Genomic DNA, 13,538 nt, shown 5'->3' with positions numbered 1-13,538 from the left:
TGTGCCCAATTCGCAGGTATCTCAGGGGAGATCAGCCATGCCGCTCAACCGTCGGAAGTTCCTCGGCCGCACCGCGGCGACCAGTGCGGGGGCCGCCCTCGCCTCCGCCGCTGCCGCCGTCCCGGCGGAGGCGCGGGACCACGGGCGGCCCCGGCGGCGGTACGCCTTCACCGTGATGGGCACGACCGATCTGCACGGCAACGTCTTCAACTGGGACTACTTCACCGACGCCGAGTTCGACGACGCGGCGCACAACGATGTGGGCCTGGCGAAGATCTCCACGCTGGTCGACCAGGTCCGTGCGGAGAAGGGCCGCCGCAATACGCTGCTGATCGACGCGGGCGACACCATCCAGGGCACCCAGCTGTCGTACTACTACGCCCGGGTGGACCCGATCACCGGGGAGAACGGCCCGGTGCACCCCATGGCGCAGGCCATGAACGCGATCGGCTATGACGCGGCGGCGCTGGGCAACCATGAGTTCAACTACGGCATCCCGGTGCTGCGGAAGTTCGAGGAGCAGTGCGACTTCCCGCTGCTTGGGGCGAACGCGCTGGACGCGAGGACGCTGCGGCCCGCCTTCCCGCCGTACTGGATGACGCGGCTGCGCACCCCGTGCGGACGGGATGTGAAGGTGGCGGTGCTGGGGCTGACCAACCCGGGCATCGCGATCTGGGACAAGGTCAATGTGCAGGGGAAGATGACCTTCCCGGGCCTGGAGGAGCAGGCCGCGAAGTGGGTGCCGCGGCTGCGCTCGATGGGTGCGGACGTGGTGATCGTCTCGGCGCATTCGGGCACCAGCGGCACCTCCAGCTACGGCGACCAGGTGCCGTACGTGGAGAACGCGGCGGCGCTGGTGGCCGAGAAGGTGGCGGGGATCGACGCGATCCTGGTGGGCCACGCACATCAGGAGATCCCCGAGTCGCGGGTGGTCAACAAGGAGACCGGACGCGAGGTCGTGCTGTCGGAGCCGCTCAAATGGGGTCAGCGGCTCACCCTCTTCGACTTCGAGCTGGAGTGGGAGCGCGGCCGCTGGCAGGTGGCGTCGGTGTCGGCGAAGGTGCTGAACTCCAAGACGGCCGAGGAGGACCCGCGGATCGTGCGGCTGCTCGACGCCGAGCACAAGAAGGTCGTCGGCTATGTGAACCAGGTCATCGGCACCTGCTCGGCGGCGATGACGGCCACCGAGGCGCCCTACAAGGACGCGCCGATCGTCGACTTCATCAACCATGTGCAGGCGGAGACGGTGCGGGCGGCGCTGGCGGGGACGGAGTACGCGGAGCTGCCGGTGCTCTCGCAGGCGTCCTGCTTCTCCCGTACGGCGGCGATCCCGGCCGGGGAGGTCACGATCCGGCAGGTGGCGGGGCTGTACCCGTTCGAGAACACCCTGGAGGCCCGGGTGCTGACGGGCGCCCAGCTCAAGGACTACCTGGAGTTCTCGGCGCGCTACTACGTCCAGACCCCGGCGGGCGGCGATGTGGACCCCGCGAAGCTGACGAACGCCTCGGACATCCCGGACTACAACTACGACGCGGTCGGCGGCCTCACCTACGAGATCGACATCGCGAAGGCGCCGGGCTCGCGGATCGCGAAGCTCAGCTTCGACGGCAAGCCGGTGGACGAGAAGGCGCGGTTCGTGCTGGCGGTCAACAACTACCGGGCGAGCGGGGGCGGCAACTTCCCGCATGTGGCCTCCGCGAAGCAGGTGTGGGCCAATTCGGAGGAGATCCGGAACACGATCATCGCCTGGGTTCAGGCGAAGGGGACGATCGATGTGTCGCGATTCGGGTCGGTGGACTGGAAGCTGACCCGGGACGGCGTTCCGGTGTTCTAGTGCCGCGTCAGTCAAGGTTTGCCCGGTAGCGAGGCGTCCTGGTGCGGTCAGCTGCAAGGCGCCGAATCGGCCTCGTAGTGGGCCTACTCGGTCGATTCGGCAACGCCGCCGGGGGCACCTCCCAGCGGTAGCTGGGGGCGGCCGTGCCAGGGCGGCGAGCGGGGCAAACCTTGGCTGACGCGGCACTAGGGCGCGCTCCGGGGTGTCGCCGCGCTCACGCTGTTCCGGCGGGCCGCCGCGCCGGAACAGCGTGAGCCGGCAGCGACACGGCGGTCACCCGGTCGTGATGATGAGCTTGCCGCCCTTGGGGATGCCGCGATCGAACTCCGTGAGCGCCGCGATCGCCCGGGTGAGCGGCACCGTGCGAGCGATCGGCAGCCGCAGTGTGCCCTGCCCGGCGGCTCGCGCGACCTCCTCGAGGTCCTTCGTGACGGCTTGGGCGATCAGCACCTTGAAGGGCCCCGGCAGGGCACTTCTCGCGAACTTCGCGGGAGTGGGGGTGATGTCGACGATGCGGCCGCCGGACTTCAGCAACGTCTGCGCCGCCTTGATCGGGAGCGTGCCCGCCGTGTCGAGGACGATGTCGAATCGCCCTCTGAGCGTCGTCGGGTCGAAGTCGAACTCGACGAGCGGGTCGACGCCGAGGTCGCGCGCGTCCTGCGTGGCGGTGGCGCGGCAGCTGCCCGCCACCGAGACGCCGTACATCGAGGCCAGCTGGACGGCGGATCGGCCCACTCCGCCGAGGCAGCCGTGGACGAAGACGGCTTGTCCGGGTTGCGGCTTCCTCGGGTTGGTCAGGGCCTGAAAGGCGGTGATCCCGACCGTCGGGATCGCGGCGGCATCCTCGAAGGAGAGATCCGCGGGCTTCTTCACGACCCCCTTCGCTTCGACGACGACCAGTTCGGCGAATGCTCCCGCCGTCTTGAGCGACGCCCCGCCGAGCACTTCGTCGCCGACGCCGAGCCGGGTGACGCCGTCGCCGACCGCCTCGACGACGCCGGCGAAGTCGTGGCCCAGCCCGCGCGGGAAGCTCCGGCCGGTCAGCATCTTCATGCCGCCATCGCGGATCTTCCAGTCCATCGGGTTGGCCGCCGCCGCCCGCACACGGACCAGAATCTCGCCGGTGCCGGGCCGGGCCGGCTCGAAGTCCTCGAGCCGCAAGACCTCGGGCCCGCCGTACTGGTGGTACTGGATGCGCTTCGCCGTTGTCATTCGGGGCCTCCACCGGCTATGTCATCAGATGACATCACCCTAGCACGCCGATGTCACCTGATGACATCACTGATGGCACCACGGTGTCATCGGGTGACATCCCATAAACTCGCCGCATGGGACGGTGGGAACCTGGGGCCAGGAGCCGACTGCGCGACGCCGCGCTGGCGCTGTATCTGGAACGTGGCTTCGAGCAGACCATGGTGGCCGATATCGCCGAACGGGCCGGTGTGACCGCCCGCACCTTCTTCCGGCACTTCGCCGACAAGCGCGAGGTTCTCTTCGACGGGTCGTCCGAGCTGGAGGAGAAGTCGGTTGCCGCCCTGGAGGCGGCGCCTGCCACGGCGTCGGCGCTGGACGCCGTCGCGGCCGCGCTCGACGCGGTGGCCGGGGTGATCGGCGCCGACCGTGAGTTCGCGCGGACGCGGCAGACGGTGATCATGGTCAACGCCGATCTCCGTGAACGTGAGTTGATCAAGTTCGCGTCCATGTCGGCCGCCCTGGCCGACAGGTTGCGACGGCGGGGTATCGGCGACACCGAGGCCAGTCTGGCCACCGAGACCGGCACCGCCGTGTTCCGCGTCGCCTATGAACGTTGGCTCAACGCCACCGAGGAGCGCGACTTGCGCGAGGTCATCCGCGAGACGCTGGCCCAACTGCGCACACTGACCGCCGCCGGCTGAGGTTCGATTCCCGCCGTCCGGGCGTGCCCGGCCCCGGCGCGGTCAGGTCCGCGTCGGGGTGAGGGGGGTGCGCTGGTCGGGGAGGTGCGGGTTGCCGATGACGGTGCCGCACCGCCCCGACGGCTGGAGGCCGAAGGCGGTGAACGCGGTGCGGGACGGCAGCCGGTAGGCGGGGTCCGCGAGCAGCGAGTTGAGGATGACGGCGGAGCGCCAGGCGGCGAGGCCGAGGTCGGGGGTGCCGACGCCATGGGTGTGTCGCTCGGCGTTCTGGACGTACACCGAGCCCTTGATCATGGGGTCGAGGACCAGACGGTGGTCGGCGTCGACGCGGGGGCGCTCGGAGGCGTCCCGGCGGATGTAGGGGTCGAGGGCGGCGAGGAGGGTGTCGACGCGGCGCTCGCGGTAGCCGGTGGCGAGGACGACGGCCTCGGTGATGTGGCGGGCCCGGGTGCCCTGTTCGGTGTGTTCCAGGTGGAGTTCGAGCTGGGCGGCGGCGATACGGCCGGCGGTGCGGACGGTGACACCGGGGGTGAGGACGGCGCCGGGCCAGCCGTCGGAGTGCAGGGCGCGGCGGTAGAGCTCATGGTGGATCGCGTCGAGCGTCTCGTGCGCGATGCCCTTGTAGAGCTGCCACTGGCGGGGCAGCAGCTGGTCGCGGACGGGCTCGGGCAGGGTGTGGAAGTAGCGGGTGTAGTCGGGGCTGAACTGCTCCAGGCCGAGCTTGCCGTACTCCATGGGCGCGAAGGCGGGGGTGCGGGCCATCCAGTGGAGCCCCTCGGCGCCGAGCGGGCGGTTGCGCAGCAGGTCGAGGAAGACCTCGGCGCCGGACTGGCCGGAGCCGATGACGGTGACATGGCCGGTGGCCAGGAGCCGCTCGCGGTGTTCGAGGTAGTCGGAGGAGTGGAGGACGGGGACGTTGGGGGCGTCGGCGAGCGGGCGCAGGGGTTCGGGCACGTACGGCTCGGTGCCGACGCCGAGGACGAGATTGCGGGCGTATACCCGGCCGAGGGCCCTGCCCTCCTCGTCGGTTCCGGCCGCGTCGGACGAGGGGGTGTCGGCGGCCGGGCCGAGCCGGGTGAAGTCGATTTCGAACAGCTCGTATTCGTGGTCCCAGCGGACGGCGTCGACGCGGTGGTCGAAGTGGAGTCCGGGGAGCCGTTCGCTGGCCCAGCGGCAGTAGGCGTCGTACTCGGCGCGCTCGATGTGGAAACGCTCGGCGACATAGAAGGGGAAGAGCCGCTCATGGGCCTTGAGGTACTGGAGGAAGGTCCAGGGGCTGCCGGGGTCGGCGAGGGTCACCAGGTCGGCGAGGAAGGGGACTTGGATGGTCGCGCCGTCGATGAGGAGGCCGGGGTGCCAGTGGAAGGCGGGCCGCTGCTCGTAGAAGGCGGTGCGCAGGGCGGGGACGCCGTGGGCGAGGGCGGCGAGGGAGAGGTTGAACGGGCCGATGCCGACACCGGCCAGGTCCACGGGCCGGTCGACGGCGGTGGCGGGATCGGCGGCGGGGTTGGGGGGTTGTGCGGTGCTCATGGGGTGGTGTCGCCTTCCACGAGTTCGAGCAGCCCGCGCAGATCGTCGGGCTGGATATGCGGGTTGAGAACGGTGGCCTTGAGCCACAGCCCCTCGGGGGTGGCGGCGCGGCCGAGGACGGCCGCCCCGTGGTGGAGCAGGCGGCGGCGCAGCGCGGCGACGGCGGCGGGCGGTGCCCCGGTGGGGCGGAAGAGAACGGTGCTGATGGTGGGGCGGGCGTGGAGCTCGAGCCCGGGGCGGGCCTCGACGAGGTCGGCGAGGTGCTGGGCGGCCGCGCAGACATGGTCCACGAGCTCGCCGAGACCGCGTCGGCCCAGCGCCCGCAGCGTGACGGCGATCTTGAAGATGTCGGGGCGGCGGGTGGTGCGGAGCGACCGGCCGAGCAGATCGGGCAGGCCCGCTTCGGTGTCGTCGTCGGCGTTGAGGTAGTCGGCGTGGTGGGCCAGCGCGTCGAGCGCGGCGCCGTCGGGCACCGCGAGCAGGCCCGCGGCCACCGGCTGCCAGCCGAGTTTGTGCAGGTCGAGGGCGACGGTACGGGCGCGGTCGAGCCCGTGGAGCCGCTTGTGGAGGGTGTCGCTGAAGAGGAGGGGCGCGCCGTAGGCGGCGTCGATGTGGAGGGTGGCGGCGTGGTGGTCGCAGACGTCGGCGATATCGGGGAGCGGGTCGATGGCCCCGGTGTCGGTGGTGCCGGCGGTGGCGACGACGAGGGTGGGGGCGTCGGACGGCCGGTCGAGGGCGGTGTGGAGGGCGACCGGGTCGAGGACGCCGCCGGGGGTGGGGAGGGTGAGGGGCTCGTCCAGCCCGAGCAGCCAGGCGGCGCGCTGGACGCTGTGGTGGGCGTTGGCGCCGCGGACGATACGGAGGGGAGCGCCCCGGGCGGCCTCGCGGGCGAGGAGCAGGCCGAGCTGGTTGGATTCGGTGCCGCCGGTGGTGACGAGGGCGTCGGGGGCGGGGCCGTGGGGGTGGACGAGTTCGGCCAGCGCGCGGCAGGTCAGCGCCTCCAGCGCACAGGCGGCGGGGGCCTGGTCCCAGGAGTCGAGGGAGGGGTTGAGCGCGGAGATCGCGAGGTCGGCGGCGGTGGCGACGGCCAGCGGCGGACAGTGCAGATGGGCGGTGCAGCGGGGGTCCGCGGGTTCGGCGGCGCCATGGGCGAGGGCGCGGACGAGGCTGCGCAGCGCGTGGTGGGGCCCCTCCCCCTCTTCGGGGATGAGCGGCCGGGCCGCACCGCGTATCCGCCGGGCCACCGCGGCCGGGCCACCGGCCGGGAGGGGCCCACCGCGGTCGGCGGCGCCGTGGGCGAGGGCGTCGAGAACGGTGTCGACCATCGGGCGGAGCACGCCCGGTCCGCTCTGGCCCCCGGCGAGGAGGCGGGCGGTTCCGGATGCGGGCACGGGCATGGGTGTGCCCCTAGGGGGTGTCTGGGCGGCGGTCAGGGCTGCCTAAATTACTTCGCGCGCCGGCGGTGGGATCCGGGGTCGGGGTCAAGTGCACCCGTACGTGGTACGGCCCGGCCCCGCGGATTGATCGGCGGGGCCGGGCCGTCGGGCGTCACCGCCTCAGCCGAACCTGGGACGGCTACTCGATGTGCCCCGTCGCGGGGTTCACCTGACCGAGGAAGTCCCGTGCGGAATCCCGCAGTTCCCGCTCGCTCAGGGAGCCGGCTCCGTGTACGCGGGTGGTGAAGCCGTATCCGGGGTCGGGCCCGGTCAGCCAGGTGAAGTCGTACGTCCCGGGTTCGTCGGGACGCTCAGCGACGTCGAACCGCTCCCCGTCGACCTTCAGCGTCCACTGGCTCGTTCCTCGGTCCATGCCGTCAGTCTGCCCCGTGCCCGGACGGAGGGGGCTGTGGTTCGGCGACTCCCGCGCGGGGGCGGCGGGGCGGTCGGGCGCCCCGCCGTCCGCGTCGGCACGGGACTACTCGCCCTGCTTCTCCTGTACGCGCAGGGCGCGGCGCAGGTCGTCGATCTGGTCGGCGAGGCGGCGGCGCAGGGCGGGTACCGCGTCGGGGGAGGTGAGGCAGTCCTCGCCCAGGCGCAGGGTTTCGGCGTCCACGGTGCTCGGGAAGCCGAAGCGGGCGACCGTGTCGGCGATGGCGGGGCCGCGGCGGGCGCCGAGCGCGACGGCGGCCGGGAAGTAGCGCGGCACGTAGTCGGCGAGGACGGCGTGGTGCTCGGGCTGCCAGAAGCCCGCGACGGTCGCGGTGACCAGGTAGTTGGAGAGCTCGGTCCCCTGGTCGTGGGCGCTCTGGCCGTCCCGGCCGTCCTCCTCCCCGCCGCCGAAGAGGGCCTGCCACGCGGCCTCCTTCGCGGCGGCGTCCGGCAGGGCGGCCCGGCAGCGGGCGGCGCCCTCCTGGCCGGTGGCGCTGGAGTCGCGGGCGAGTTCGGCGTCGATGTCGGCGGGGCCGACGGCGCCGAGGACGGCGAGGCGGCCGAGGATCTGCCAGCGCAGCTCGGGGTCGAGGGCGGGGCCGCCGGGGACGGTGTCGCCGTCGAGCCAGTCGCTGAGCTCGGCGGGGGCGGTGGCGCTGCCGATGAACGTACGGACGGCGGCGAGCCGCAGCCCGTCCCCGGAGCCGTCCTCGGTGCGGCGCAGCAGATCGCGGCAGGTGGCGCTGATGGTGGCCAGGGCGGCGGGGCGCCGGTCCGCGGGGAGGTAGCGGTCGGCGATCTGGGTGCGGGCGAAGGCGAGGACGCCCTGGACGATCGCTATGTCGGTCTCGTGCGGCAGATGGGCGCGGGCGGCCTCGAGGTAGTCGGTGGCGGGCAGGTCGCCGTCGCGCACCATGTCGCGGGCGGCGTTCCAGACCACGGCGCGGCTGACCGCGTCGGGGAGGCCGGACAGCGAGCGGTGGACGGCCTTCCAGGAGGCGGGGTCGAGCCGGATCTTGGTGTAGGTGAGGTCGCCGTCGTTCAGCAGCAGCAGATCGGGGCGGGGCCCGGTGAAGGAGAGGCTGAGGCCGGGCTCGGCGCCGTCGAACTCGGCCTCGACGCGCTCGCGCAGGACCAGCTGGTGCGGGGCGGCGGGCGCGTGGTCGTAGAGGCCGATGGCGATGCGGTGCGGGCGCCGGGTGGGGGCGTCTCCGTCCGGGCCGCCGCCCTGGTGGCGGATCTCGGCGCTCCAGCGGTCGCCGTTGGCGGTGACGACGGGGGCGAGGGTGTCGACGCCGGTGGTGCGCAGCCAGCGGTCGGCCCAGGCGTGGACGTCGCGGCCGGAGGAGCGGGCGAGGGAGTCGATGAAGTCGGCGAGGGTGGCGTTGCCGAAGCGGTGCCGGGTGAAGTGGTCGTTGATGCCGTCGAGGAAGGTCTTCTCGCCGAGCCAGGTGACGAGCTGGCGCAGCGCGGAGGCGCCCTTGGCGTACGAGATGCCGTCGAAGTTGAGGCGGGCGGCGGAGGTGTCGGGGACCAGCTCGGGCGCGGGCGCGACCGGGTGGGTGGAGGGGCGCTGGTCGGCGTCGTAGCCCCAGTTCTTGCGGCGGACGCCGAAGTCGGCCCAGGTGTCGGTGTAGCGGGTGGTCTCGGTGAGGATCTGGTAGCCCATGTACTCGGCGAAGGACTCGTTCAGCCAGATGTCGTCCCACCACTTCATGGTGACGAGGTCGCCGAACCACATATGGGCCATCTCATGGGCGATGACCATGGCGCGGGTCTGGCGCTCGGCGTCGGTGACGGCGGAGCGGAAGACGAATTCGTCGCGGAAGGTGACCAGGCCCGGGTTCTCCATGGCGCCCGAGTTGAACTCGGGGACGAACGCCTGGTCGTAGGAGTCGAAGGGGTACGGCTCCTCGAAGATCTCGTGGTAGCGGTCGAAGCAGCGCCGGGTGATGTCGAAGAGCTCGTCGGCGTCGGCCTCGAGGTGGGGCGCGAGGGAGCGGCGGACATGCAGCCCGAAGGGGAGTCCGGCGTGCTCGGTGCGCACCGAGTGATACGGGCCGGCGGCCAGGGCCATCAGATAGGTGCTGATGGGCGGGGTGGGCGCGAGCTGCCAGCGGCCCTCCTCGGGGGCGCCGACACGGGTGGCGATGCCGTTGCCGAGGACGGTCCACTCGGGCGGGGCGGTGACGCGGACGTCGAAGACGGCCTTGAGGTCGGGCTGGTCGAACCCGGTGAAGACGTCGTTCGCGTCCGACATGCAGCACATGGTGTAGAGGTACGTCTCGCCGTCGGCCGGGTCGGTGAAGCGGTGCATGCCCTCGCCGGTGTGGGAGTAGCGCATGTCGGTCTCGACGCGCAGCTCGTGCTCGCCCTCGCCGAGCCCGGTGAGCGGGAGCCGGCCGCCCGCGAGCGCCTCGGCGGTCTCGCCGGTGAGGTCGAGCTCCCGGCCGTCGAGCACGGCGCGGTGCAGGGCGGCCGGCTGGAGCTCGGCGAAGGTGTCCGCGCCCGCCTGGCGCACGCTGAAGCGGATGGTCGTGGTGGAGCCGAAGAGCTCCTCCCCGCGGGTGAGGTCGAGGTCGATCGTGTAGCGGTGGACCTCGATGAGGCGGGCTCGGTTCTGCGCTTCCTCGCGCGTCAGTACGGACATGGGGACATGCTGCCCTACCGGCGGCGGGCCGCACACGGGTGGGAAGTGGTTGCCCGGCGCGGACGGCCGCCCGGGGCGCACTACCGGAGTGCGCCCTCCGGCCCCCCGGTGCCGTTGTCGGAGCGCGCGATGGTCTCGTGGTGCCGGATGACCTCGGCGATGATGAAGTTGAGCAGCTTCTCGGCGAAGCCGGGGTCGAGCTTGGCGCTCTCGGCGAGCTGCCGCAGCCGGGTGATCTGGCGCGCCTCACGGGACGGGTCGGCCGGGGGGAGCCGGTGGGCGGCCTTGAGGTGGCCGACCTGCTGGGTGCATTTGAAGCGCTCGGCGAGCATATGGACCACGGCCGCGTCGATGTTGTCGATGCTGTCACGCAACCGGGTCAGCTCGTCGAGGACGGACGGGTCGATCCCCTCGGGGTCCCCCGGCGTCGCCGGCTGCCCGGCGGTGTGGTCGCTCATGCTGTGCGTCATGCCTCCCGAGAGTACTTTTCCCGGGGTTCCGGTTCCGCTCGGGGGCGCTTCGGCCCGCGTCGGCCGCGTCCGGGGTTCTGCCCTCCCGGCGGCCCCGGACCGCCCCGACCCCTGTGGGGGGTTTGGGGTCCGGCCCGCGAGGGGCGCGGAAGGGGGCGGGGCGGTCGTGGTGGAGGACCGCTCCCGGTACGGCGCCTCCACCGTGGAGGAGTCCCCTGGGCGGGGAGAGGTTCCACTTCCGGCCCGGCTTTCGCCCCTGCTTCCGGCCCGGCTCTCGCCGCCGCCCCCTCCGGAAGGAGCCGTTCCGGGCTAGGGTCCCCACATGATCGCGACGCTTCAGTGCACCGTCATCGACTGCCCCGACCCCGCCGCGCTGGCCGCCTTCTACGGCGAGATCCTGGGCTGGCGGGTGGACGACGGCGATCCCGAGTGGGCGACCCTGACGGCGGAGGACGGCCGTAAGCTGGCCTTCCAACTGGCGCCGGACCACCGGCCGCCGCGCTGGCCGGACCCGGCCCACCCGCAACAGATCCATCTGGACTTCGACGTGGCGACGCGCGAGGACGCGGAGCGGGCGCAGCAGGAGCTGATCGAGCTCGGGGCGACGTTCCTGCACGACAGCGGCGGGGAGCGTTCGGGGTTCCGGGTCTTCAACGATCCGGCCGGGCACCCGTTCTGCATCTGCTACGGGCAGACGGGACCGAGCTGACCGGGGCCGGCTCGGTGGCCGGGCCCCGGTCAGTTCCCGTCGAGGGCGATGCCGAGGAGGGGTCAGCCGCCGAGCTGGGTCGCGCCCGCCTTGATGTCCTTGGCGAAGGTGCTCACCTCGGTGTAGACGCCGGGCTTACCGGGCCGTGCGCAGCCCTCGCCCCAGCTGACGATGCCGACCTGGATCCACTGGCCGCTGTCGTCCTTGCGGAACATCGGGCCACCGGAGTCGCCCTGGCAGGTGTCCACGCCGCCCTGGGCCATCTTCCCGGCGCAGATCTCCTCGCCGGGGACGAGCTCGTCGTAGGCGGACTTGCAGGTGGCGTCGTCGACGAACGGCACGGTGGCCTTGAGCAGGTAGCGCTGCTGGCCGCCGCCCTCGACCGCGGCGCCCCAGCCCGCCACGGTGAAGTCGCCCTTGTTGTACGCCGTGGTCTCGGCGATCTTCAGAGTGGGCTGGTTGATCGGCTTGGCGAGCTTGATGAGCGCCCAGTCCTTGCCGGTGCCGTTGTAGCCGGGGGCCTGCAGCACCCGGGTGGACTTGACCTTGATGGCGCTCGAGCTCTGGAGGTCCACGACGCCCGCGGTGGCCGTGATGGAGGTGTTGGCGCCGGAGCCGTCCACACAGTGGGCGGCGGTGAGCACGATGTCCTGGGTGTAGAGGGCGCCACCACAGCCCATCGACAGCCGGACCATGAAGGGGAATTCGCCCTGCGCGGCACGGGTGCCGCCGACCACGGAGGGGCTCGGCTCGGGGCCGGTGGGCTGGGCGCCGGCGCTGCCGGGGGTGAGGCTGAAGGCGGCGAGGGCGACCGCTCCGAGGGCCGAGGCTCTCTTGATGTGCTTCAGCGTGTTCCGCAACGGACTGTCCTTTCGTGGGGGGTTCGAGGCGCATGTCAGGCTCATGCCAAACATGAACAAGCGGCTCCGCCACGTGACAAAAATCCGGAAACCTCTCCGAAATCCCGTGGATGAGCCGGTAAAACGCCTTGTGATTATGTGGACCGGGTCAACGGAGTGACAAGGGTCGGTTTTCAGCCAGCGCGGCCTACCCACTGCTCCGCCGAACGACCGTAAGGTTGACGTGAGACGAGGCGCACGGCTGGCGACGGGCACGGGGTGACGGCGTGGCGGCACCGGGCAGCGACATCGAGCACGGCTATCCCCACCTGGACACCGTCCGGGCCGCGATCACCGCGCTCTACCACCGCCTGTCCCGTGACACGGTGGACACCTTCGGACTCAGCGTGGTCCCCGGCGATGTGGCCTTCGCCGACCAGGACGACCTCTACCTGGGCGTACAGCGGGTGGCCCGGGTCATGGTGCAGCATCTGCGGCTGCCCGACGCCCGGATGATCGTGAGCTTCCGGGAGATGCGGCACGCGGGGAACGTGGAGCTGGCCGCGGGACCGGAGTACTTCATCGAGCTCAACTCCCGCTTCAAAACCCACCGTCGGGACATCGGCGCGGCCCTGGCCCACGAGGTCGCGCATGTGTATCTGCACCGCCTGGACCTGTCGTTCCCCGGCACACGCGACAACGAAATCCTCACCGACACCACCGCCGCGTATCTCGGCACGGGCTGGTTGCTGCTCGACGCCTACCGCCAGGACTCGGTTTCCAGCCAGAAACTGGGCTATCTGACGCCGGAGGAGTTCGGCTACGTCCTGGCCATGCGGGCGCTGCTCTTCAACGAGGACCCCTCCCCCTGGTTCACCTCTCCGCAGGCGTACGAGGCGTACGCCAAGGGGCTGGAGCTGGCCCGTCGCGAGCGGGCCCGGCCGCCGCTCACCGCCGCCGGCTGGACCGGCCGCCGCCGCTACGCCAAGGACCGCCGGGCGGCCCAGTCCGGCCACCCCTCCCCCACCGGAGGCGACTACGCCTTCGACACCGGCCCTCCGCTGAGCGTCTCCTTCCCCTGCCCGACCTGCCGTCAGCGCATCCGGGTCCCGGTGCGCGGGCGGCTCCGGGCCCGCTGCGGACTGTGCCGCACGGTGCTGGAGTGCGACACATGACGCGGCGCGTGCCCCGAAACCCGGCGCGGCGCCGGTCCGTGGCCGTACGGCCCTGGAGTGCGCTCGACGTCGTACGCTCGCCTGCATGAGCCCCTCCATCGCCACCAACACCCAAGTCGGCCTCGACGAACTGCTGGAGTTCGTACGCCCGCGCCACCGTGCGCTGCTGATGACCCGCCGGGCCGATGGCTCCCCCCAGGCATCCCCGCTGACCTGCGGAGTCGACGACTCCGGCCGGATCGTGATGTCCACCTACCCCGAGCGCGCCAAGGTGCGCAACGCCAAGCGCGACTCCGCCGTGAGCCTCGTCGTGCTGTCCGACGAATGGAACGGCCCGTGGGTGCAGATCGACGGCACCGCCGAGGTGATCGACACCCCGGAGTCCGTCGAGCCACTGGTCGAGTACTACCGCAACATCGCGGGCGAGCACCCGGACTGGGACGAGTACCGCGAGGCCATGCGCAAGCAGGGCAAGTCGCTGATCCGGATCACCCCCGAGCGCTGGGGCCCGGTGGCCACGGGCGGCTTCCCGGCCCGGCTGGTGGAGAACGAGGGCTGACGGCGCCCG

The 13,538-nt window shown here is 71.9% G+C and carries 12 protein-coding genes; 5 read left to right on the top strand and 7 right to left on the bottom strand.

All coding sequences use genetic code 11. The features are described 5' to 3' along the window. The first annotated feature begins 37 nt into the window (after nucleotides 1-37). The gene (locus NP777_RS11765) at nucleotides 38-1,834 is read left to right on the top strand and encodes a bifunctional metallophosphatase/5'-nucleotidase (RefSeq protein WP_256650066.1); all 1,797 of its coding nucleotides are present in this window, start codon (nucleotides 38-40) and stop codon (nucleotides 1,832-1,834) included. A 273-nt stretch (nucleotides 1,835-2,107) separates the two neighbouring features. Here NP777_RS11765 and NP777_RS11760 read toward each other — a convergent pair whose 3' ends face one another. Continuing rightward, nucleotides 2,108-3,046 carry an NADP-dependent oxidoreductase gene (locus NP777_RS11760; RefSeq protein ID WP_256650065.1) on the bottom strand — a complete coding sequence of 313 codons (939 nt, stop codon included), beginning with the start codon at nucleotides 3,044-3,046 and terminating at the stop codon, nucleotides 2,108-2,110. Nucleotides 3,047-3,162: 116 nt separating this feature from the next. Between NP777_RS11760 and NP777_RS11755 the strand changes: the two genes are divergently transcribed. Further along, nucleotides 3,163-3,729, top strand: coding sequence for a TetR family transcriptional regulator (locus tag NP777_RS11755; RefSeq protein WP_256650064.1), 567 nt, complete (start codon nucleotides 3,163-3,165; stop codon nucleotides 3,727-3,729). 42 nt (nucleotides 3,730-3,771) lie between these two features. On the opposite strand, the gene NP777_RS11750 is transcribed toward NP777_RS11755, so the two are convergent. The 5 genes from NP777_RS11750 to NP777_RS11730 all read right to left on the bottom strand — a co-directional run bounded on the left by NP777_RS11750 (nucleotide 3,772) and on the right by NP777_RS11730 (nucleotide 10,247). After that, nucleotides 3,772-5,259: a lysine N(6)-hydroxylase/L-ornithine N(5)-oxygenase family protein gene (locus tag NP777_RS11750; RefSeq protein ID WP_256650063.1), complete on the bottom strand. Its 1,488-nt coding sequence runs from the start codon at nucleotides 5,257-5,259 to the stop codon at nucleotides 3,772-3,774. Further along, nucleotides 5,256-6,656, bottom strand: a complete 1,401-nt coding sequence (locus NP777_RS11745) for a pyridoxal phosphate-dependent decarboxylase family protein (RefSeq protein WP_256650062.1) — start codon at nucleotides 6,654-6,656, stop codon at nucleotides 5,256-5,258. The genes NP777_RS11750 and NP777_RS11745 overlap by 4 nt, the downstream gene beginning before the upstream one ends. Nucleotides 6,657-6,834: 178 nt before the next feature. Beyond that, on the bottom strand, nucleotides 6,835-7,068 hold the full coding sequence (locus NP777_RS11740; RefSeq protein ID WP_256650061.1) for a hypothetical protein: 234 nt from the start codon (nucleotides 7,066-7,068) through the stop codon (nucleotides 6,835-6,837). Between the two features lie 105 nt (nucleotides 7,069-7,173). Beyond that, a complete protein-coding gene (pepN, locus tag NP777_RS11735; protein ID WP_256650060.1) occupies nucleotides 7,174-9,777 on the bottom strand; it encodes an aminopeptidase N in 2,604 nt (867 codons plus the stop codon). An 80-nt stretch (nucleotides 9,778-9,857) separates the two neighbouring features. Further along, nucleotides 9,858-10,247: a chorismate mutase gene (locus NP777_RS11730; protein ID WP_391858482.1), complete on the bottom strand. Its 390-nt coding sequence runs from the start codon at nucleotides 10,245-10,247 to the stop codon at nucleotides 9,858-9,860. Nucleotides 10,248-10,569: 322 nt separating this feature from the next. On the opposite strand from NP777_RS11730, the gene NP777_RS11725 reads away from it, so the two are divergent. Beyond that, nucleotides 10,570-10,956 (top strand): VOC family protein, encoded by a 387-nt coding sequence (locus NP777_RS11725; RefSeq protein WP_256650059.1) that lies wholly within the window; start codon nucleotides 10,570-10,572, stop codon nucleotides 10,954-10,956. 62 nt (nucleotides 10,957-11,018) lie between these two features. On the opposite strand, the gene NP777_RS11720 is transcribed toward NP777_RS11725, so the two are convergent. After that, entirely contained in the window at nucleotides 11,019-11,816 is a 798-nt protein-coding gene (locus tag NP777_RS11720) for a S1 family peptidase (RefSeq protein ID WP_256650058.1), read from the bottom strand. Nucleotides 11,817-12,082: 266 nt separating this feature from the next. On the opposite strand from NP777_RS11720, the gene NP777_RS11715 reads away from it, so the two are divergent. Next, nucleotides 12,083-12,970, top strand: coding sequence for a hypothetical protein (locus NP777_RS11715; RefSeq protein ID WP_256650057.1), 888 nt, complete (start codon nucleotides 12,083-12,085; stop codon nucleotides 12,968-12,970). An 85-nt stretch (nucleotides 12,971-13,055) separates the two neighbouring features. After that, nucleotides 13,056-13,529, top strand: coding sequence for a PPOX class F420-dependent oxidoreductase (locus NP777_RS11710; protein ID WP_256650056.1), 474 nt, complete (start codon nucleotides 13,056-13,058; stop codon nucleotides 13,527-13,529). The last annotated feature ends 9 nt before the right edge of the window (nucleotides 13,530-13,538 follow it).

The sequence above is a fragment of the Streptomyces rugosispiralis genome (assembly GCF_024505145.1).
GTDB lineage: Bacteria > Actinomycetota > Actinomycetes > Streptomycetales > Streptomycetaceae > Streptomyces > Streptomyces rugosispiralis.
This window is presented reverse-complemented; position numbering and strand designations above follow the sequence as displayed.